Origin of the sequence: Lonepinella sp. MS14435, assembly GCF_042485795.1 — a bacterium.
In the GTDB taxonomy this organism is placed as follows: Bacteria; Pseudomonadota; Gammaproteobacteria; order Enterobacterales; family Pasteurellaceae; genus Lonepinella.
On sequence record NZ_CP169368.1, the window covers coordinates 1,037,135 to 1,056,329 of the forward strand.

General features: G+C 39.8%; 22 protein-coding genes. 15 read left to right on the plus strand and 7 right to left on the minus strand.

What is annotated here, in order from left to right; all coding sequences use genetic code 11:
- The first annotated feature begins 15 nt into the window (after window positions 1-15).
- Genes O1Q80_RS04965 through cobB form a run of 4 tightly spaced genes read left to right on the plus strand, consistent with a single transcriptional unit; the run spans window position 16 to window position 3,663 of the window.
- On the plus strand, window positions 16-912 hold the full coding sequence (locus O1Q80_RS04965) for a homocysteine S-methyltransferase family protein (protein WP_386696039.1): 897 nt from the start codon (window positions 16-18) through the stop codon (window positions 910-912).
- Between the two features lie 8 nt (window positions 913-920).
- Window positions 921-1,469: a protein adenylyltransferase Fic gene (fic, locus tag O1Q80_RS04970; RefSeq protein WP_386696040.1), complete on the plus strand. Its 549-nt coding sequence runs from the start codon at window positions 921-923 to the stop codon at window positions 1,467-1,469.
- Between the two features lie 44 nt (window positions 1,470-1,513).
- The gene (locus O1Q80_RS04975; protein WP_386696042.1) at window positions 1,514-2,923 is read left to right on the plus strand and encodes a basic amino acid/polyamine antiporter; all 1,410 of its coding nucleotides are present in this window, start codon (window positions 1,514-1,516) and stop codon (window positions 2,921-2,923) included.
- A gap of 35 nt (window positions 2,924-2,958) precedes the next feature.
- The gene (gene cobB, locus O1Q80_RS04980) at window positions 2,959-3,663 is read left to right on the plus strand and encodes a Sir2 family NAD+-dependent deacetylase (protein ID WP_386696044.1); all 705 of its coding nucleotides are present in this window, start codon (window positions 2,959-2,961) and stop codon (window positions 3,661-3,663) included.
- 78 nt (window positions 3,664-3,741) lie between these two features.
- On the opposite strand, the gene O1Q80_RS04985 is transcribed toward cobB, so the two are convergent.
- Window positions 3,742-4,083, minus strand: a complete 342-nt coding sequence (locus O1Q80_RS04985) for a DUF496 family protein (protein WP_386689949.1) — start codon at window positions 4,081-4,083, stop codon at window positions 3,742-3,744.
- A gap of 188 nt (window positions 4,084-4,271) precedes the next feature.
- Here O1Q80_RS04985 and serC point away from each other — a divergent pair, with 188 nt between their 5' ends.
- From serC to recR, 5 genes are all read left to right on the plus strand, one after another.
- Complete coding sequence (gene serC / locus O1Q80_RS04990) at window positions 4,272-5,354, plus strand: 3-phosphoserine/phosphohydroxythreonine transaminase (protein WP_386696045.1); 1,083 nt, start codon at window positions 4,272-4,274, stop codon at window positions 5,352-5,354.
- Between the two features lie 66 nt (window positions 5,355-5,420).
- Window positions 5,421-6,527 (plus strand): histidinol-phosphate transaminase, encoded by a 1,107-nt coding sequence (gene hisC, locus O1Q80_RS04995; protein WP_386696047.1) that lies wholly within the window; start codon window positions 5,421-5,423, stop codon window positions 6,525-6,527.
- A gap of 102 nt (window positions 6,528-6,629) precedes the next feature.
- Window positions 6,630-7,943, plus strand: a complete 1,314-nt coding sequence (gene aroA / locus O1Q80_RS05000) for a 3-phosphoshikimate 1-carboxyvinyltransferase (RefSeq protein WP_386696048.1) — start codon at window positions 6,630-6,632, stop codon at window positions 7,941-7,943.
- 78 nt (window positions 7,944-8,021) lie between these two features.
- Complete coding sequence (locus O1Q80_RS05005) at window positions 8,022-8,351, plus strand: YbaB/EbfC family nucleoid-associated protein (protein ID WP_386689958.1); 330 nt, start codon at window positions 8,022-8,024, stop codon at window positions 8,349-8,351.
- Window positions 8,352-8,417: 66 nt separating this feature from the next.
- Entirely contained in the window at window positions 8,418-9,017 is a 600-nt protein-coding gene (gene recR, locus O1Q80_RS05010) for a recombination mediator RecR (protein ID WP_386689961.1), read from the plus strand.
- A gap of 23 nt (window positions 9,018-9,040) precedes the next feature.
- Here the strand turns inward: recR and O1Q80_RS05015 are convergent, their stop codons facing one another.
- The 5 genes from O1Q80_RS05015 to clpB form a co-directional block, all read right to left on the minus strand.
- Window positions 9,041-9,655 (minus strand): DUF1919 domain-containing protein, encoded by a 615-nt coding sequence (locus O1Q80_RS05015; RefSeq protein WP_386696050.1) that lies wholly within the window; start codon window positions 9,653-9,655, stop codon window positions 9,041-9,043.
- A 108-nt stretch (window positions 9,656-9,763) separates the two neighbouring features.
- Window positions 9,764-10,552: a cell envelope integrity protein TolA gene (locus tag O1Q80_RS05020; protein ID WP_386689966.1), complete on the minus strand. Its 789-nt coding sequence runs from the start codon at window positions 10,550-10,552 to the stop codon at window positions 9,764-9,766.
- A gap of 1 nt (window position 10,553) precedes the next feature.
- Window positions 10,554-10,940: a TonB system transport protein ExbD gene (gene exbD, locus O1Q80_RS05025; protein WP_386689968.1), complete on the minus strand. Its 387-nt coding sequence runs from the start codon at window positions 10,938-10,940 to the stop codon at window positions 10,554-10,556.
- An 18-nt stretch (window positions 10,941-10,958) separates the two neighbouring features.
- Window positions 10,959-11,414 (minus strand): TonB-system energizer ExbB, encoded by a 456-nt coding sequence (gene exbB / locus O1Q80_RS05030; protein WP_386689970.1) that lies wholly within the window; start codon window positions 11,412-11,414, stop codon window positions 10,959-10,961.
- A gap of 503 nt (window positions 11,415-11,917) precedes the next feature.
- Complete coding sequence (clpB, locus tag O1Q80_RS05035) at window positions 11,918-14,488, minus strand: ATP-dependent chaperone ClpB (RefSeq protein ID WP_386696051.1); 2,571 nt, start codon at window positions 14,486-14,488, stop codon at window positions 11,918-11,920.
- A 235-nt stretch (window positions 14,489-14,723) separates the two neighbouring features.
- On the opposite strand from clpB, the gene O1Q80_RS05040 reads away from it, so the two are divergent.
- From O1Q80_RS05040 to O1Q80_RS05065, 6 genes are all read left to right on the plus strand, one after another.
- Window positions 14,724-15,092 (plus strand): type II toxin-antitoxin system RelE/ParE family toxin, encoded by a 369-nt coding sequence (locus O1Q80_RS05040; RefSeq protein ID WP_386689975.1) that lies wholly within the window; start codon window positions 14,724-14,726, stop codon window positions 15,090-15,092.
- 12 nt (window positions 15,093-15,104) lie between these two features.
- A complete protein-coding gene (locus O1Q80_RS05045) occupies window positions 15,105-15,422 on the plus strand; it encodes a helix-turn-helix domain-containing protein (RefSeq protein ID WP_386696053.1) in 318 nt (105 codons plus the stop codon).
- 102 nt (window positions 15,423-15,524) lie between these two features.
- Window positions 15,525-16,349 carry a diaminopimelate epimerase gene (gene dapF / locus O1Q80_RS05050; RefSeq protein WP_386696055.1) on the plus strand — a complete coding sequence of 275 codons (825 nt, stop codon included), beginning with the start codon at window positions 15,525-15,527 and terminating at the stop codon, window positions 16,347-16,349.
- Between the two features lie 32 nt (window positions 16,350-16,381).
- The gene (locus tag O1Q80_RS05055) at window positions 16,382-17,077 is read left to right on the plus strand and encodes a DUF484 family protein (protein ID WP_386689980.1); all 696 of its coding nucleotides are present in this window, start codon (window positions 16,382-16,384) and stop codon (window positions 17,075-17,077) included.
- Between the two features lie 12 nt (window positions 17,078-17,089).
- Window positions 17,090-17,974: a tyrosine recombinase XerC gene (gene xerC, locus O1Q80_RS05060; RefSeq protein WP_386689982.1), complete on the plus strand. Its 885-nt coding sequence runs from the start codon at window positions 17,090-17,092 to the stop codon at window positions 17,972-17,974.
- Window positions 17,975-17,984: 10 nt separating this feature from the next.
- Complete coding sequence (locus tag O1Q80_RS05065) at window positions 17,985-18,698, plus strand: HAD-IA family hydrolase (protein WP_386696057.1); 714 nt, start codon at window positions 17,985-17,987, stop codon at window positions 18,696-18,698.
- Here O1Q80_RS05065 and O1Q80_RS05070 read toward each other — a convergent pair.
- On the minus strand, window positions 18,687-19,112 hold the full coding sequence (locus O1Q80_RS05070) for an EamA family transporter (RefSeq protein WP_132302279.1): 426 nt from the start codon (window positions 19,110-19,112) through the stop codon (window positions 18,687-18,689). The two genes, O1Q80_RS05065 and O1Q80_RS05070, sit on opposite strands and share 12 nt — an antisense overlap.
- Window positions 19,113-19,195 lie beyond the last annotated feature (83 nt).

Here is a 19,195-nt window from a genome sequence, read left to right on the forward strand (position 1 = left end):
ATTTAAGGAAATATGATGACTATCACCATTTTAGACGGCGGTATGAGCCGTGAACTTATGCGATTAAACGCACCATTCCGCCAACCCGAATGGTCAGCGTTATCGTTAATTGAAAAGCCGTCCGCTGTGCAACAGGTGCATGAAGAATTTATCAAGGCAGGGGCGGAAGTGATCACCACCAACAGCTATGCCGTGGTACCGTTTCATATCGGTGAGCAACGTTTTCAGGTTTCTGGTCAAATACTCGCTGAACGGGCTGGGCGACTGGCACAAAGTGCGGTGCAGAATTCAGGCGTTTTAACCACCAAAATCGCAGGATCGCTCCCCCCAATGTTCGGCTCGTATCGGGCAGATTTAATCCAACCTAATCGCTTTGCGGAAATTGCTCAACCGATCATTGATGGGCTGTCCCCTTATGTGGATATCTGGCTATGTGAAACTCAAAGTGCGATTATTGAGCCTGTTTCCGTGCAAAAACTCTTGCCAAAAGATGAACGTCCGCTGTGGGTGTCATTCACCTTAACCGATGACAAACCCACCACCGAACCGCAACTACGTTCAGGCGAAAGCGTGCAAAGTGCGGTGGAAAAAATGATCGAAATTGGCGTACAGGCGATTTTGTTTAACTGTTGCCAACCCGAAGTGATTGAACAGGCGTTAATCGTTACCCGAAAAACCCTAGAAAAACACACCGCACTTCATATTAAAACTGGAGCCTATGCCAACGCCTTTGCACCGCAACCTGAAGATGCCACGGCGAATGATGGGCTAGATGAAGTCCGCAACGATCTCGATCCGCCAGCCTATTTGCAATGGGCAAAAAAATGGACGGCTCAAGGTGCCAGTATTATCGGTGGTTGCTGTGGAATTGGGGTGGATTATATTGCAGTATTAGTGAAGAATTTGAAATAGGAAATATAATGAAATCTCTTGTTCAACAAAGCCTTGAAAATGCCTACCGAATTTTTGAAACGGGCGAAGTCTATCAATTTGAAGTCGGCACAGTCAAAGGTTTGCAACAAATTCATCACGCCTTATTTACGGGGCTGTATGATTTTGCTGGGCAAATCCGTCAATATAATATTTCCAAAGGCTATTTTCGGTTTGCCAATGTGCTTTATTTAAAAGAAGTGTTGGCAAAAATTGAGCAAATGCCTGAAAGCACTTTTGAGCAAATCATTGAAAAATATGTGGAAATGAATATTGCTCACCCCTTTATGGAAGGCAATGGGCGTAGCACAAGAATTTGGTTGGATTTGATCTTGCGGAAAAATTTAGGCAAGGTGGTAAATTGGCAAAATGTGGATAAAACCTTGTATTTACAAGCGATGGAACGTAGCCCTGTGAATGATTTGGAACTGCGGTATTTATTGCAAACCAATTTAACGGATGATGTGGATAACCGTGAAATTATTTTTAAAGGGATTGAACAATCTTATTATTATGAGGGCTATCAAAAACAGCCTTAACTAAAAGGTCAACAGGACCCTAATAACCTAAAAGGAAAGCAATTATGTCAAACAAAAAAATCGGCTTAGTGTCGCTGACGGCGTTGGTACTAAGCTCTATGATTGGCTCGGGGATTTTTAGTCTTCCGCAAAATATGGCAGCTGTGGCTGGGGCGGAAGCGATTTCTACCGGCTGGCTGATTACGGGGATCGGGATTATTTTTCTCGGCTTGTCGTTCTTTTTTATCTCTCGCTTACGCCCTGAATTAGATGGTGGTATTTATACCTACGCTCGTGAAGGATTTGGCGAATTAATGGGCTTTATGTCCGCTTGGGGTTATTGGCTGTGTGCCACTATCGGGATTGTGGGCTATTTAACCGTGGCGTTTGAAGGCTTGGGCGTGTTTACGGATAGCGAAACCACCGTGATTTTCGGACAAGGCAATACCATTGCCGCCTTTATTGGTTCATCAATTATCGTGTGGCTCGTTCACGCCTTAATTGCAGGGGGCGTAAAAGAGGCGGCAGCAGTCAATCTGGTGGCAACCTTTGTGAAAGTCGCTCCGTTAATTTTGTTTATTGCATTGGGCTTGTGGTATTTTGATGCGGATTTATTTAATACGGACGTAAAAGCCACCGCACTTAATAACACGGTGGGCGATCAAGTGAAAGACACGATGTTAATTACCCTTTGGGTGTTCACGGGCGTAGAAGGTGCGGCGGTACTTTCCGCTCACGCCAAAAAACGTTCCGATGTGGGCTTGGCGACTGTGTTAGGGATAGTTATTGCGTTAATTCTTTATGTGGCAATCACCATTCTCTCTTTAGGAATCTTACCCCGTGAAGCCATTGCCAATATGGCAAATCCGTCTATGGGTCCGTTGCTGGATGTGATGACGGGGGCGACTGGTAAAGTGATTATTACCGCTTGTTTGATTGTGTCGGTGTTAGCCTCTTATATCAGCTGGACGATGTACTCCGCAGAAGTGCCATACTGCGGTGCAAAAAATGGGGCATTTCCAAAAATTCTAGACAAACTCAACCAAAACGGCACACCGATTAACTCGCTATGGTTTACGGGCTTTGTGGTGCAATTTTGTTTGGTCTTGGTGTTGGTCTTTGAGCAAAGCTATAACAATTTATTGATGATTTCCACCTCAATGATTTTAATCCCGTATTTCTTAATCGGGGCGTATTTATTCAAGCTCTCCATTCAGATCAATGCGGCGTGGTACATTAAACTCACGGGATTTATGGCATCACTTTACGGGCTATGGATCGTCTATGCTGCAGGCTTGGAATATTTGTTATTGTCTGTGGTGTTGTATGTACCAGGGATTTTATTATTCCTGTATTCCAACCGAAAATTCCACGGCAAAATCACCTTAACAGGGGCTGAAAAAGGAATTTTAGCGGTGATTTTAGCGATTTTTGTGTATGCGGTGTATCGTTTACCTGAGTTATTGGCTGCATAATTTATTCACTATAAACAAAGCCATAAGGAAAGAAAATGAAACAACCTAAAATCATTATCCTAACGGGGGCGGGCATTTCCGCCGAATCAGGTATTCGCACATTTCGTGCCAGTGATGGCTTGTGGGAAGAACATCGTATTGAAGATGTGGCTACCCCCGAAGCCTTTGAGCGTAATCCAGAATTGGTGCAACGGTTTTATAATCAACGCCGCCGTCAGCTATTTAACCCTGACATTCAGCCCAATGCGGCTCATCTTGCCTTGGCTAAATTAGAACAGAAATTCGGTGATAATGTGTTAGTGGTAACACAAAATGTGGATAACTTGCACGAACGTGCAGGCACAAAAAATCTGATTCACATGCACGGCGAATTATTAAAAGTGCGGTGTAATTGGTCGGGGAAAATTTACGACTGGACAAAGGATATTACCGAACAGGATCGTTGTACCTGTTGCCAACCACCACGCCGTTTGCGTCCGCATATTGTGTGGTTTGGCGAAATGCCGTTACAAATGGAACGGATTTATCAGGCTTTAAATAAATGTGATTATTTTGTTTCCATTGGCACATCGGGCAATGTTTATCCTGCCGCAGGTTTTGTGCAGGAAGTCAGCCCTCAATGTAAGACTATTGAAATCAATTTAGAACCCAGTCAGATTCGTTCGCATTTTGCCGATGTGAGAGTGGGAAAAGCGGGTGAATTAGTTCCGCAGTTTGTCGATGAAATGTTAGCTAAATGAGCTAAATAATAAAAATCTGTTTCTCAGGCATTAAGATGAGAAACAGATTTTCTAAATTAACTCTAAAATATCAGCGAATTATTTTTCATTTTTCAATAATTCAGCATGAGCTTTGTTCCGATCTTTCATTTGAGCTTTGATTTCACGGCGTTGTTTAGAAAGATCGGCATTTTTGATCATATAATCATCAACACGACCTTCATAGTCATCACGCATATTTTCAATAATTGCACGTAAATCGGCAATACTCATATCATCACGAATATAATCGTTTAAATTATCAAGTAATAATAAACGTTTTTTATTATCACGAATTTTGCGGTCGTTATCACCAATTTCACGTAATAATTTATTACGACGACGATATAAACGAACATATTCTAAAACTTCTTGAAAGGATTGTTTGTTGACGTTTTCCATAATTAGCACTCACTATATTAAAAAGGATAATCTAATTTATCCTTTTTCGTCAGTTTCGTCAAAGTGTTAATGCAAAATTTATGGCTAAGATCAATTTTTTCTGGTAATTCCTTGAAAAATTCATTGCCTATAGGCGGTTGTGGTGGTAAAAATAACACAATTCTAATATGACAAAATAGGAAGTATTCATGACACAAGTATTCAATTTTAGTGCTGGTCCTGCCATGATGCCAAAAGCGGTTTTGCAACAAGCACAAGCAGAGTTATTAAATTGGCAAGAGCAAGGCACTTCGGTGATGGAAATCAGTCATCGTGGTAAATATTTTATGGAAATGATTGTACAGTGCGAAAAAGATTTACGTGAATTGTTCCATATTCCAGATAATTATAAAGTATTGTTTTTACAAGGTGGTGCAAGGGGACAATTTGCGGCAATACCGATGAATTTAGCCAATAATAAGGGGAAAGCCCTTTATTTAGTGGACGGACATTGGTCATCTGTCGCCGCTAAAGAAGCAACGAATTTTACCCATGTTGATGAAATAAATATCTTAAATTCTGACCGCACTTTACGAGTGGAACGCTTGGATTTTAGTGATATTGCCGAACAATATGACTATGTACATTACTGCACCAATGAAACCATTAGTGGTGTGGAAATTTTTGATGTTCCCAATGTGGGTAATGCGGTGTTAGTGGCGGATATGTCCTCAGATATTTTATCTCGTCAAATTGACATTAGTAAATTTGGCGTGATTTACGCAGGAGCTCAAAAAAATATGGGACCGTCTGGTATTACACTGGTCATTGTGCGTGAAGATTTAATTGGTAATGCTCGTAAGGAAACACCGTCTATTTGGAATTATGCAGTACAAGCCAAGTCCGATTCAATGATTAATACGCCACCAACCTTTGCTTGGTATCTCTGTGGTTTGGTGTTTAAACATTTGTTAGCCACGGGCGGTTTAGATGCTGCCGAACAACGCAATCGTGCCAAAGCAGAATTATTATATAATTACTTGAATAATAATAGTTTTTATCATAATTATGTGGCGGAAGAAAATCGTTCTATTATGAATGTAACCTTTACCACTGATAATGATGAGCTAAATGTGAAATTTGTCGCAGAAGCCACCAAAGCAGGATTACAAGCCTTAAAAGGGCATAAAGTATTAGGTGGTATGCGTGCATCTATTTACAATGCAATGCCGATTGAGGGGGTGCAAGCCTTAATTGCGTTTATGCAGAAATTTGCACAAGAAAACGCTTAACATTTAATTTATCTATTAGGGCGAGCATTCGCCCAATTTACTTAACCTAAAGTGCGGTCAATTTTTATGAAATTTTTATCTTTAGCTAACCAAGGGGTACAATCCCTGTTGCCTTACCAAGCAGGCAAACCGATTGAAGAGCTTGAACGAGAGTTGGGTATTGCTAATATTATTAAACTCGCTTCCAATGAAAATCCTTTTGGTTTTCCTGAAAGTGCCAAAAGAGCTATTATGGATCAGCTTGATAAGCTTACTCGTTATCCCGATAGTAATGGGTTTGCATTGAAAAAAACGATCGCAGAAAAATTTTCTGTTGAGGCAGAACAAATCACCTTAGCCAATGGCTCGAATGATTTCATTGAATTGGTCGCTCACACCTTTGCCAGCGAACAAGATGAAATTATTTATTCGCAATATGCTTTTATTGTCTATCCTTTGATTACCAAAGCGATTAATGCGGTAGCCCGTGAAATTCCAGCCAAACACTGGGGACATGATTTAGACGGTTTTTTGTCGGCAATTAATGATAAAACCAAATTAATTTATATTGCTAATCCAAATAATCCAACGGGAAATTTTTTGACAGAAAATGAGATTGATCGTTTTTTAAGTCAAGTACCAGAACGCATTATTGTCGTGTTAGATGAGGCTTATACTGAATTTACAGCCGAAAATGAGCGGATTGATTCCTTTGCTTTGCTGAAAAAATACCCGAATTTAGTGGTTTCTCGCACTTTATCAAAAGCCTATGGATTAGCTGGTTTACGCATTGGTTATGCAGTATCTAATCCTGAAATCGCCGATCTTTTCAATCGTGTTCGACAACCGTTCAACGTAAATAGTCTGGCTCAAGTAGCCGCTATAGCGGTATTAAAAGATGATGCGTTTGTACAAAAAGTCGCACAAAATAACCGTTCAGAAATGCAACGCTATGAATCTTTTTGTCAACAGCATGGTTTGCAATATATTCCGTCTAAAGGTAATTTTATCACCATTGATTTTAAACGACCTGCGGCACCAATTTATCAAGCCTTATTGCATGAGGGCGTGATTGTTCGTCCAATCGCTGGTTATGGTATGCCAAATCATTTACGCATTAGTATTGGTTTGCCCGAAGAAAATCAACGGTTTTTCACCGCACTTGAGAAAGTGTTACAAATTACTCCGTACTAATTTAAGCATGGTTACGCCACGCTGTGGCTGAAAATGAAATGAGAAGATGCGGAGCATCGTTACTTTATTTAACCCTGTACGTTAGTGCAGGGAGGAAACAAAATGGAAAAAATCACCCTAAACCCAATTTCTCGTATTGAAGGCACGATTAATTTACCTGGTTCCAAAAGCCTATCCAACCGTGCCTTATTATTGGCTGCACTTGCCAAAGGAACTACCAAGGTTACTAATTTATTAGATAGCGATGATGTTCGTTATATGTTAAATGCTCTGAAGCAACTCGGCGTGAACTATCAGTTATCAGAAGACAAATCTGTTTGTGAAGTACAAGGATTGGGTGGAGCATTTCAATGGCAAAGTGGTTTAGCCCTATTTTTAGGTAATGCGGGAACAGCCATGCGACCTCTAACTGCAGCCCTTTGTCTAGCTAATCCAAATGCGATACCAAGTGAAATTGTTCTCACAGGTGAACCACGAATGAAAGAACGACCGATCAAACATTTAGTAGATGCCTTATTGCAAGCTGGGGCAGAAGTGCAATATTTGGAACAAGACGGCTATCCACCTGTGGTCATTCGTAATAATGGGTTACATGGTGGAAAAGTGAAAATTGATGGTTCGGTTTCTTCTCAATTTTTAACCGCACTTTTAATGGCAGTTCCTCTTGCTACCGCAGATACTGAAATTGAAATTATCGGTGATTTAGTATCTAAGCCTTATATTGATATTACCCTAAATATGATGAAGATTTTCGGTGTGGAAGTGGAAAACCAACATTATCAACGCTTTATCGTAAAAGGCAATCAGCAATATCAATCTCCACAACATTTTTTAGTGGAGGGGGACGCTTCTTCTGCTTCCTATTTCTTAGCCGCAGGTGCGATTAAAGGCAAAGTAAAAGTGACTGGCGTAGGTAAAAACAGTATTCAAGGCGACCGTTTATTTGCAGATGTATTAGAAAAAATGGGGGCTAAAATTACTTGGGGCGATGATTTTATTCAGGCGGAACAAGGCGACTTAGTTGGCATTGATATGGATATGAACCATATTCCTGATGCGGCAATGACGATTGCGACTACCGCACTTTTTGCCAAAGGGGAAACCTGTATTCGTAATATTTATAATTGGCGAGTGAAAGAAACCGACCGTTTAACCGCAATGGCAACGGAGCTGAGAAAGGTTGGCGCAAGTGTAGAAGAGGGGGAGGACTTTATTCGTATTCAACCTCTTGAATTAAGTCAATTCAAGCATGCTGAAATTGAAACTTACAATGATCACCGTATGGCGATGTGTTTTGCGTTAATTGCTTTGTCTAATACAGAGGTAACGATTTTAGAACCAAAATGTACAGCAAAAACGTTCCCAACATTCTTTGACGAATTTTTAAGCATCGCTATGTATGATAACAGAGTCTAATTCTGAGTGTTCTCTTGTAGAATACGAGCTGATCAGATAAAATACGCACACTTTTTTATAAATTAAGGAATAATCAGAATGTTCGGAAAAGGCGGAATTGGTGGCTTGATGAAACAAGCTCAACAAATGCAAGAACGTATGCAAAAAATGCAAGAAGAAGTGGCTCAACTTGAAGTGACTGGAGAATCTGGTGCTGGTTTAGTCAAAATTACTGTAAATGGAGCGCATAATTGTCGTCGTATTGAAATTGATCCAAGTTTGATGGAAGATGACAAAGAAATGCTGGAAGATTTAGTTGCTGCGGCTTTCAATGATGCGGTTCGTCGTGCAGAAGAATTGCAAAAAGAGAAAATGGCAGGATTAACCGCAGGTATGAACTTACCTGCTGGCTTTAAAATGCCATTCTAAAAATTCAAAGGTTATCACCGCACTTTTTTGTCAAACAAAAGTGCGGTTTATTTTTAAGGAATTTTTATGCAAAGTAGTCCGCTATTAGAAAATTTGGTGGAACATTTACGTTGTTTACCTGGGGTTGGACCAAAATCTGCTCAACGTATGGCATACCATTTGTTACAACGTGATCGTAGTGGAGGCATGAATTTGGCTCGGGCGTTAACTGATGCCATGTCAAAAATTGGGCATTGTTCCTATTGTCGTACATTCACTGAAGAAGAAATTTGTAATATTTGCGATAATCCACGTCGTCAGAATTCGGGTTTGCTTTGTGTGGTGGAAATGCCAGCAGATATTCAAGCTATTGAACAAACAGGGCAATTTTCAGGACGCTACTTTGTATTAATGGGGCATTTATCCCCTTTAGATGGTATTGGTCCTAGAGAGATCGGGTTAGATTTGCTACAACAACGGTTGCAATCAGAACAATTTAATGAAGTGATTTTAGCCACTAATCCAACCATTGAGGGAGATGCAACAGCAAATTATATTGCTGAAATTTGCCAACAACAGGGCATTAAAGCGAGCCGTATCGCTCATGGTATTCCAGTCGGCGGTGAACTGGAAATGGTAGATGGCACTACATTAACTCACTCATTCTTAGGAAGACGAGAGTTGTAGCAAAAAGAGTGCTGATATGCACTTTATTTTTGATTAAACCAGCCTATATAATCAAACTGATCATAATATTTTTTACCCAATAAACCTGAATAATCAAACAAATCACCCACTTGATCTTGTTGTTCAAATCCTTTGATATAAAATGCGGATTTTAATTCTGGATAAGGTTTATGAGTAAACACCACTTTATGCACAAAAGGCAATGCCTCAAATTGTTGTAAATGTTGGTAAGTGCAACCATCACGGTCGGTCATGATAATAAAAAGATTATCCATATTTATCCGTTTAGTGCGTTCTTGCCATTTTTGTTTAGCTTGTTGCTCGGAATGATAATGCACAAAGTAAATCCGAAGATCGGCTAATTGCCCGACAGGATAATTTTTATCACTCTTGACAATGGTTAATTCCTGATTTTTATAGTATTCAATATTGCTCAAATAACGAATAAAATCATCAGGTTCCAAATAAAGATTGACGAAAGGTGAATTAAATGGCTGATGAAGATCGTGTAAAATTAAGGCACCGTTGCAATTACTAGAGATAACCGAAAAATTGCTATTTTTTAACCGCACTTGATTCGACTTATTGATGCCAAGGCGGAAAGGTTTATTGATGACGTTTTGTATTTTTTTTAACATGGTTAAATACCCATAAAATAATTTATTTAATTGGGGGTATGTTATCATATTTAGTAAAACAAAAAAGCTGAATTCAATACACCTGAATTCAGCTTTTTATATCATACATTATTGAATTTTAAACTGTACTGGTACGCTTACCGAACTTCCCATTCCTGCTGGGCGAGGTCCTATAGATCTGGCACTTTGTACCGCTTGTAAGGCAGAATTATCTAAATCTTCGCTACCAGATGATTTTGCCACTCGAATACCACTAATTGAACCATTCTCACCGAGATTAAACGCAATAACCACAACACCTTGTTTACGCATCATTTTAGCTCGTTGTGAATATTTCTTATGGCGTTCAATTTCACGTCTTAATGCACTTTGGTAAGCACTAATTTCTGACGTACTTGTTCCACTACCTGCTAAATTTGGGTTATTGGTTGTTACGTTATTGGAGGTTGATGTCGCTTGCGAATTTACCGCAGCATTTCCCTCTCTGACAGCATCTGCTTTTACAGCATTGGGATCAGGTTTAGCAATAACTTTATTTACTGGTTCTTTTGGTTTTTCTTTTGGCTTCTCTTTGGGTTTTTCTTTAGGCTTTTCCTTTGGTTTTTCTTTTTTCTTCTCAGGCTCTTTGGGTTTTTCTGGCTCTGGTTTGATGGTTGGATCCGCTACAATTTCTATCTTTTCGGGTTCTGGCTCTTTTTGTGGTTCCACTTCTGGTTCGGGGGCAGGTTCTTCAATGGTTGTTGCCATCATCATTTGCATAGAGATGTTGGTATCTAACACTCCAGCCACTTGGCTATTCGCCGCATCCTGATTAACAACGAGAGAGAATAATACTCCCCCCAATCCACAGTGAAACACCAATGAACCGACAAAGCCCAGTAATGAATCTTTCTTCATTTTACTTGCCTTTGTCTTTCATGGTGACAATCGCCACATTGGTAATTTGATTTTTAGCCATTAAATCCGTAATAGATACAAAATCTTGGAATACAGCATTGGCATCCACTTTTAAAGTTACTTTTTGGGTTTTATCCCAGCTTGCAACTTCTTTTTCTAATGCTTCCTGTGTAATTGGCTTATCATTAAAAAAGATTTCACCCTGTTCTGTTACAGTCAATAATTTAGCTAAATCATCTGATTTAAACGCTACCGTTTGTGATGCTTTAGGCACATTCACCTGAATTTTGCCCTGTGAAATAAAAGAAGCAGTAATTAATACAATAGCTAGTAAAACCAGCATAATATCAATAAATGGAATAATGTTAATTTCATCAAATTTTTTCATTTCAACATTACTCCAGAATTATTGTTCAATGTGTTTTGAGCTATTTAATGCTTTCCATTTCAAACGGTTAACTTCGACTTTACGTCCCAATGCACTGTAAAATACCATGGATGGAATAGCGACTAAAATACCGATTGCGGTGGCTTTTAAGGCTAAAGAAAGATGTAACATAATGGTAGCTGCATCAATATCACCAGCGGAATTACCTAAGTCATAGAAAGTTAATAAAATACCAATTACTGTACCTAATAAACCAATATAAGGAGCGTTGGCACCAATGGTAGAAATAATGGTTAAATGACGATTGAGTTCAATATCTAAGGCGTGAATATTACTATAACTTGTGACTTTGATTTTGCTAAGGAATATATAGCGTTCAATAACAAACCAAACCATAATAAAGCTCATTAAACAGAGTAATCCGATGATAATATAATCACTATAACTTTTTAAAAAATCAAATAATGCTGGCATAGCTACTTTCCTTTGTCTAAATAATCAGAAAACTAATTGATAACTAATTTCAATTGGTACGGAATTTTAACAAATTCATCTGATGAGATAAAGAATATTTTTTATTTCGGATAAAACTATATAAGGAAAGAGGTTAATTTTCGTAACACTAGAAAATAACAAACCCCTAGACATATAGACAGGGGTTTGTGTATAATTCCTTTCGTGCTATCGGCGACCTGAGCAACGTGTTTGCTTAACCGTAGCACGTTGCCTAGTCGTCTTAGTCCTATGGCACTAGGGGGGTGATTTATGTGAAAACATCAGAAACTATTGCTCTGATGATACTAGCTCTTCTGCTAGTAGGGGCTTTCAGTACTCGGTTTGTAGCCATTTTCGATGTACTGTTAGCAGTTCTCAATAAATAGCCTAAACGGCTATGGAAGTGGGTAGGGTAGCAACCTACCCACGACTTTCTGTATTATAAGCCTTTCATTTCAAATTTCAACCATTTGATCTTTCATTTACTGAACAGCCACCACTTGACCACCCATATAATCCACCGTAATCACCTGATCAGGTAACAATTTACCCGACAAGATTTGTTGTGCCAATGGATTTTCGATTTCTTGTTGAATCGCCCGTTTCAATGGTCTTGCTCCATAAATTGGATCGTAACCCACTTCACCGATGAAATCTAACAAGGCATCACTAAATTGTAATTGATAGCCGTGATAAGCCATACGTTTAGTTAAGCGTGCTAATTGAATTTGAGCAATGGCTTTAATGTTTTCTTTGGCAAGAGGGTGGAACACCACGGTTTCATCAATACGGTTGATAAATTCAGGGCGGAAGTGTGAACCCACCACGGACATCACAATTTCTTTCATGCCGTCATAACCCAAATCTTTGTTCTCTTGAATTAAATCTGAACCAAGATTAGAGGTCATAATCACCACCGTATTACGGAAATCCACGGTACGACCTTGTCCATCGGTTAATCGTCCATCGTCCAATACTTGCAATAAAATGTTAAACACATCGTGGTGTGCTTTTTCCACTTCGTCTAATAAAATGACGGAATACGGACGGCGGCGAACGGCTTCGGTTAAATAACCACCCTCTTCATAGCCCACGTAGCCTGGAGGTGCACCAACCAAACGAGATACGCTATGTTTTTCCATAAATTCGGACATATCGATCCGCACCATCGCATCTTCATCATCAAATAAGAAGTTCGCCAAGGTCTTGCAAAGCTCGGTTTTACCCACCCCAGTTGGACCTAGGAACAAGAATGAGCCAATCGGACGATTTGGATCAGAAAGCCCAGCCCGACTACGGCGAATGGCATTGGCAACGGCTTCCACGGCTTCACCTTGCCCGATCACCCGTTTATGTAATTCATCTTCCATTCGCAACAATTTTTCTTTTTCTCCCTCCATCATGCGAGAAACAGGAATCCCTGTGGCACGAGAAAGCACTTCAGCAATTTCTTCATCTGTTACACGATTACGCAACAAAGTCATTTCTTTACCATCAGATTTATCCACTTCCGCTAACTGTTTTTCAAGATTTGGAATAATGCCATATTGCAATTCGGACATCTTATTCAAATCGCCAGCACGGCGAGCTTGCTCCATTTGGGTACGAGCATTTTCTAACTCTGCTTTAATATGTTGTGTGCCAGAAAGGGCGGCTTTTTCGCTTTTCCATACGTCTTCCAGCTCGGCATATTCCCGTTCTTTTTCCGCTAGCTCCGTTTCCAAGGTTGCCAAGCGTTTACGGCTGGCATCGTCTTCTTCTTTTTTCAACGCCTGTTGTTCCAATTTTAATTGGATAATACGGCGATCGAGTCTATCCAATGGTTGCGGTTTAGAATCAATTTCCATCCGAATGGAACTGGCTGCTTCATCAATTAAATCAATGGCTTTATCTGGCAACTGACGGTCAGAAATATAACGATGCGAAAGCGTTGCCGCCGCCACAATGGCAGGGTCAGTAATCTGTACGTGGTGATGTAACTCATAACGCTCTTTCAAGCCACGCAAAATCGCAATGGTATCTTCAACAGTCGGCTCGTCCACAAACACTTTTTGGAAACGGCGTTCCAAAGCAGCATCTTTTTCAATATATTGACGATATTCGTCCAACGTAGTCGCCCCCACGCAATGCAATTCGCCCCGAGCCAAGGACGGTTTGAGCAAATTGCCAGCGTCCATCGCCCCGTCTGTTTTGCCAGCCCCGACCATGGTATGAATTTCATCAATAAATAAAATCACCCGACCTTCTTCTTGAGCAAGCTCTTTCAACACCGCTTTTAAACGTTCTTCAAATTCACCGCGGTATTTCGCCCCTGCGATCAACGCCCCCATATCAAGGGAAAGCACTCGTTTATTTTTCAACCCTTCAGGCACTTCACCGTTGACAATGCGTTGTGCCAAGCCTTCTACAATGGCGGTTTTCCCTACGCCCGGTTCACCAATTAACACAGGGTTGTTTTTGGTGCGGCGTTGCAATACCTGAATAGCACGGCGAATTTCTTCATCACGCCCAATCACAGGATCGAGCTTGCCTGCTTCCGCCCGTTCGGTTAAATCAATGGTGTATTTTTGCAATGCCTGACGGTTTTCTTCTGCATTTTGATCGTCCACTTTCTGCCCCCCACGAATTTGTTTAATCGCCTGTTGTAAACTCTCTTTTTTTGCACCGCACTTGCGTAAAATCTGGCTCAAGCTGCCGTTATCTTCTAATGCGGCTAACAAGAAAATTTCAGATGAAATAAATTTGTCTTGTTGCTGTTGAGCGATTTTGTCGCAAAGATTTAAAATATTCACCAACTGCCGAGAAATCTGCACATCACCGCCATTACCTGATACTCGTGGTAACTTATTGAGTTCATTATTTAATTCATTGCGTAATAAACTCAAATTCACCCCAGATGCGGTTAAAATCGGAGCAATTGAACCGTCTTGTTGATTTAACAGTGCGGTCAATAAATGCACAGGTTCAATAAACTGATTATCTTTACCCAAAGCCAAAGATTGTGCTTCGGCAAGGGCTTGTTGGAATTTTGTAGTAAATTTTTCAATATTCATAATATTTTCCTTAAAAATAGGTAAGTTGTTACTGTCCTTACTCTATATGATCTCTTTTTAAGCGATTTCAAGGATTATGTTAAATTAAATTTTATAGCTAACAACACATTGTCGGTGATAATAATTAAGTTATTCTTGTGATACCCATTCCAAATCTCAACTCATTTTCTATTCAAATTTTATCTATCGCTTTATTATGCCCCCTTGCCATAACCACAGTGATAACAGATAATTTATGCGATTATTTAAAACCAAATCTTTCGCTGCCTTTGCTAATAAAAAAGGCATTGATGATAGTGTATTAATTGATGCCGTAGAGCGAGCAGAAAAAGGCTTGATTGATGCGGATCTTGGTGGTAATGTGATCAAACAACGCATTGCCAAACAGGGACAGGGGCGATCTTCAGGCTATCGTGCGTTGATTTTCTATAAAATTGGACAAAAATACTTTTTTGCATCCATTTTTGAAAAAAATAATCGAGAGAACATCACCAAAGAAGAATTATCAGAACTAAAAAAATTAGCGAAAATCTATCTTCATTATTCTGATGAAACCCTAGCTCATTACATCAAACAACAAGCCATAATAGAAATTTTTGTTTAATAGGAGAAATTTATGAAATATCGCAGTGAAATTTTTCAACAAATCCACGAAAATGCGATGGATTTATACGAAGTGGGTGGTATTGATGAAAAAACGATGAAAGAATTTGACGAGAGCTGCCTTGCCCCTAATTCCCCCAAAATTCTTTCTAGCCATGAGATTTACCAATTGCGTGAAAATGCTGGTATTTCGCAAAGCACTTTTGCAGATTATCTCAATGTGAGCAAAAGCCTTGTATCATCGTGGGAACGTGGTGTGAAGACACCAACGGGAGCTGCATTAAAATTATTGAATATTGTACAACAAAAAGGCATTGCCGCCATTGCCTAATCTTCTCACCAAACTTGTCTAAATTTCACGGCGTTGATTTACTCAACGCCCTTTGCCGATTATAATACCAAATAACATAAACGAATTTTAAGGATGAAAACAATGCAGTTTTCTAAAATGCACGGTTTAGGCAATGATTTCGTGGTGGTGGATGCAGTGACACAGAATGTCTATTTTCCTGAAGAATTGATCAAAAAACTGGCTGACCGCCATCGTGGTATTGGTTTTGATCAGTTGTTAATCGTTGAACCGCCTTACGATCCTGAATTAGATTTTCATTATCGCATTTTTAATGCAGATGGGAGCGAAGTTGCCCAATGTGGCAATGGAGCGAGATGTTTTGCTCGTTTTGTGCTACTTAAAGGCTTAACTAATAAAAAAGATATTGCCGTCAGCACCGCAAAAGGCAATATGATGTTATCCGTGTTAGATGATGATAATGTGCGAGTTAATATGGGGGAACCTGTTTGGCAACCCAATAAAATTCCGTTTATTGCCAATAAATTTGAGAAAAATTATATTTTACGCACTGAAATTCAAACTGTGTTTGCTGGAGTGGTATCGATGGGGAATCCCCATTGTGTCGTACAAGTAGATGATATAGTCACCGCCAATGTGGAGCAACTCGGTCCATTGTTAGAGAATCATGAACGCTTTCCTGAACGTGTTAATGCGGGTTTTATGCAAGTGATCAATCGCAATCATATTAAATTGCGGGTGTATGAACGTGGTGCTGGTGAAACACAGGCTTGTGGCAGTGGGGCTTGTGCAGCGGCAGCAGTAGGGATAATGCAAGGATTGTTAGATAGTCAAGTACAGGTAGATTTACTAGGTGGTAGCCTGATGATTGAATGGCAAGGTGAAGGTTATCCTCTTTATATGACAGGTTCAGCAACCCATATTTATGATGGTGTGATTAAACTGTAAGGCACTTTTTTAGGGAAATGGGGGGGAAAGAAATGAGCGAAAATATTTTAGAACAACAAGTCGTAAAATTTCTGCAAAACACACCGCACTTTTTTGCTCAACATTTAGATTTATTAGACACATTGGTCATTCCTCACGCTCAAAAAGGCTCACTTTCATTAGTGGAAATGCAATTAGAACGCCAACGAGAGCAGATTAAAATCTTACAAAGCGAACTCGCCATTTTTCAACAATTAGCTCATCAAGAACAGGATATTTTCTTCGCTTTAATGCCGTTACAGAAAAAATTAGCCAGTGCGGAAACCCTTGAGCAAGGCATTGAAATACTAAATCAGTGGGCGAAGAAATTTGATTTACAGCAGGTTAAACTGTTGTTATTTCGGGATAAATGGCAAGGGGAACAAATTAGCGATAAGAACTGGTTAGATCGCAAAGGCTTTGAATTGATTCGCCTTGAACGTTTTGGTTTACGCCGTTTTTATTTGGGCGAATTGAGTAATCGAGAAAAATCCTTACTGTTTTTGTTAGATGAATTGCCAGTAGGATCAGTGGCTTGCTGTTTGCTTGGGATTAAACCTAATCAGCATCAAGCTAATGGTATTTTGCTGTTTTCTGCTCGTGATACACAACATTTTTACAACGGACAAGACACCGCTTTTCTTTCTCATTTAGTGGATATTGTGGAATTGCATTTACACCGTTGGCTATTGCCCTGCGAAAAACAATAGCGAGAAAGCATAATGGAACAATGGCTACAAAAATACTACGATTTCTTACGTATTGAACGTCAACTGAGCCACCATACTTTGACGAATTATCAACGTCAATTAGCCGTGGTGCTAATCTTGCTGAATGAACAAGGGATTCAACATTGGCAGCAGGTTACGCCAAGTGTGGTGCGATTTATATTAGCCAGTAGTAAAAAATCTGGCTTACACGAAAAAAGCCTTGCTCTACGTTTGTCGGCGTTGCGGCAGTTTTTAAGTTATTTAGTGGTGCAAGGGGAATTAAAGGTTAATCCAGCGATAGGCATTTCCGCCCCGAAACAAGGCAAGCATTTGCCGAAAAATATTGACAATGAACAAGTGGCTAAACTGTTGAATAATAACAGTAAAGAGCCGATTGATGTGCGAGATCGAGCTATGTTGGAATTAATGTACAGTTCAGGTTTACGTTTATCAGAATTGCAAGGATTGAATTTAACCAGCCTAAATATACGTACTCGAGAAGTGCGAGTGTTGGGGAAAGGTAATAAAGAGCGGATTTTGCCTTTTGGTCGCCACGCTTCAACGGCGATTCAAGATTGGCTCAAAGTGCGGTTATTATTTAACCCGAAAGATGATGCCTTATTTGTGAGTTCCCTTGGCAATCGAATGTCGCACCGTTCCATTCAAAAGAGGATGGAAATTTGGGGTATTCGTCAGGGTTTAAATGCTCACCTCAATCCGCACAAACTCCGCCATTCCTTTGCTACTCACATGCTTGAAGCCAGTTCTGATTTGCGAGCTGTGCAAGAGTTATTAGGGCATAGTAATCTGGCAACAACACAAATTTATACTCATTTAGATTTTAAACATTTGACTGATGTTTATGATCAGGCACATCCCCGTGCGAAAAGAAAATAGGAAAAACATAATGAAATTCTACCGCACTTTTACCCCTTTCAAGGTTATCAGCTTTGATCTTGATGATACGCTTTATGATAATGTCCCTGTGATTTATCAGGCAGAACAGCAATGTATCGAATTTCTGCGAAATGCAAGCCAAATTGCAGAATTAGGCAATGAAATGTGGTTTTCATGTAAACAACAGATTTTCCAACAAGATCCGATTTTCTGTGAAAATGTGACCGAATGGAGAATTAAAACTATTCATACGGTGTTACAAAAACACGGTAAAAGTGCGGTGGAAATTGAGCAACTTTGTAAAGCGTGCATTGAACATTTTCTACATTGGCGACATAAAATTACCGTACCACAAACCAGTATTAACCTACTCAACCAACTGAAAAAACGTTATCCTTTAGTGGCTATCACCAATGGCAATGTTGATCCATTACGTATTGATTTAACCCAATTTGATTTAATTTTGTGTGGTGGCGTACAAGGTCGAGCCAAACCTGAAGCTGATTTATTTCAACAAACTGCCCAGCATTTTGGTATCAAAACAAGTGAAATTTTACATGTTGGCGATAATTTGATTACTGATGTACAAGGTGCAATTCAAGCGGGTTGCCAAGCGGTTTGGTTAAATCTATCGGGCAAAGGCATGAGTCAATTTAGTGAAGCACGATTATTGCCTAGTGTGGAAATGGCTGACTTAACTGAGCTTCTTTTACTACAAGGCTAAGACTAATACACCAGATAAAATCAAAATTGATCCTATTAATAGTTTTAAGCTAAAAGGTTCGCCAAGCACCACAATCCCTAAAATAATCGCAATCACCACGCTTAATTTATCAATCGGAGCAACCCAAGAGGCGGGGGCGAGTTGTAAAGCTCGGTAATAACAGAGCCACGACAAACCCGTAGCAACCCCCGAAAGCACTAAGAATGTGAAAGGACGAGCAGCGATATGTTGTGGCAGTTGCCATTCGTTACGCATAGTAATAATGCCAGCTACAACAAAGAAAATGACGATAGTGCGGATGAATGTCGCAAGATTGCTATTCATGCCTTCTACCCCAAGTTTACCAAAAATAGCTGTCAATCCTGCGAAAAAAGCAGAACCGATAGCGAACCAAAGCCAATTTGTTTGGAACATTTTTTCTTCCTTTTATCCAATATGTCCCCGTCTTTGCCGCCTGAAAATCCATAAATTTTTAGGAAAATGGCATCTGTTTGAGC

Coding starts and splice junctions, on each gene's coding strand:
- O1Q80_RS04965 (WP_386696039.1), top strand. CDS start 16: ATGACTATCACCATTTTAGACGGCGGTATGAGCCGTGAACTTATGCGA.
- fic (WP_386696040.1), top strand. CDS start 921: ATGAAATCTCTTGTTCAACAAAGCCTTGAAAATGCCTACCGAATTTTT.
- O1Q80_RS04975 (WP_386696042.1), top strand. CDS start 1,514: ATGTCAAACAAAAAAATCGGCTTAGTGTCGCTGACGGCGTTGGTACTA.
- cobB (WP_386696044.1), top strand. CDS start 2,959: ATGAAACAACCTAAAATCATTATCCTAACGGGGGCGGGCATTTCCGCC.
- O1Q80_RS04985 (WP_386689949.1), bottom strand. CDS start 4,083: ATGGAAAACGTCAACAAACAATCCTTTCAAGAAGTTTTAGAATATGTT.
- serC (WP_386696045.1), top strand. CDS start 4,272: ATGACACAAGTATTCAATTTTAGTGCTGGTCCTGCCATGATGCCAAAA.
- hisC (WP_386696047.1), top strand. CDS start 5,421: ATGAAATTTTTATCTTTAGCTAACCAAGGGGTACAATCCCTGTTGCCT.
- aroA (WP_386696048.1), top strand. CDS start 6,630: ATGGAAAAAATCACCCTAAACCCAATTTCTCGTATTGAAGGCACGATT.
- O1Q80_RS05005 (WP_386689958.1), top strand. CDS start 8,022: ATGTTCGGAAAAGGCGGAATTGGTGGCTTGATGAAACAAGCTCAACAA.
- recR (WP_386689961.1), top strand. CDS start 8,418: ATGCAAAGTAGTCCGCTATTAGAAAATTTGGTGGAACATTTACGTTGT.
- O1Q80_RS05015 (WP_386696050.1), bottom strand. CDS start 9,655: ATGTTAAAAAAAATACAAAACGTCATCAATAAACCTTTCCGCCTTGGC.
- O1Q80_RS05020 (WP_386689966.1), bottom strand. CDS start 10,552: ATGAAGAAAGATTCATTACTGGGCTTTGTCGGTTCATTGGTGTTTCAC.
- exbD (WP_386689968.1), bottom strand. CDS start 10,940: ATGAAAAAATTTGATGAAATTAACATTATTCCATTTATTGATATTATG.
- exbB (WP_386689970.1), bottom strand. CDS start 11,414: ATGCCAGCATTATTTGATTTTTTAAAAAGTTATAGTGATTATATTATC.
- clpB (WP_386696051.1), bottom strand. CDS start 14,488: ATGAATATTGAAAAATTTACTACAAAATTCCAACAAGCCCTTGCCGAA.
- O1Q80_RS05040 (WP_386689975.1), top strand. CDS start 14,724: ATGCGATTATTTAAAACCAAATCTTTCGCTGCCTTTGCTAATAAAAAA.
- O1Q80_RS05045 (WP_386696053.1), top strand. CDS start 15,105: ATGAAATATCGCAGTGAAATTTTTCAACAAATCCACGAAAATGCGATG.
- dapF (WP_386696055.1), top strand. CDS start 15,525: ATGCAGTTTTCTAAAATGCACGGTTTAGGCAATGATTTCGTGGTGGTG.
- O1Q80_RS05055 (WP_386689980.1), top strand. CDS start 16,382: ATGAGCGAAAATATTTTAGAACAACAAGTCGTAAAATTTCTGCAAAAC.
- xerC (WP_386689982.1), top strand. CDS start 17,090: ATGGAACAATGGCTACAAAAATACTACGATTTCTTACGTATTGAACGT.
- O1Q80_RS05065 (WP_386696057.1), top strand. CDS start 17,985: ATGAAATTCTACCGCACTTTTACCCCTTTCAAGGTTATCAGCTTTGAT.
- O1Q80_RS05070 (WP_132302279.1), bottom strand. CDS start 19,112: ATGTTCCAAACAAATTGGCTTTGGTTCGCTATCGGTTCTGCTTTTTTC.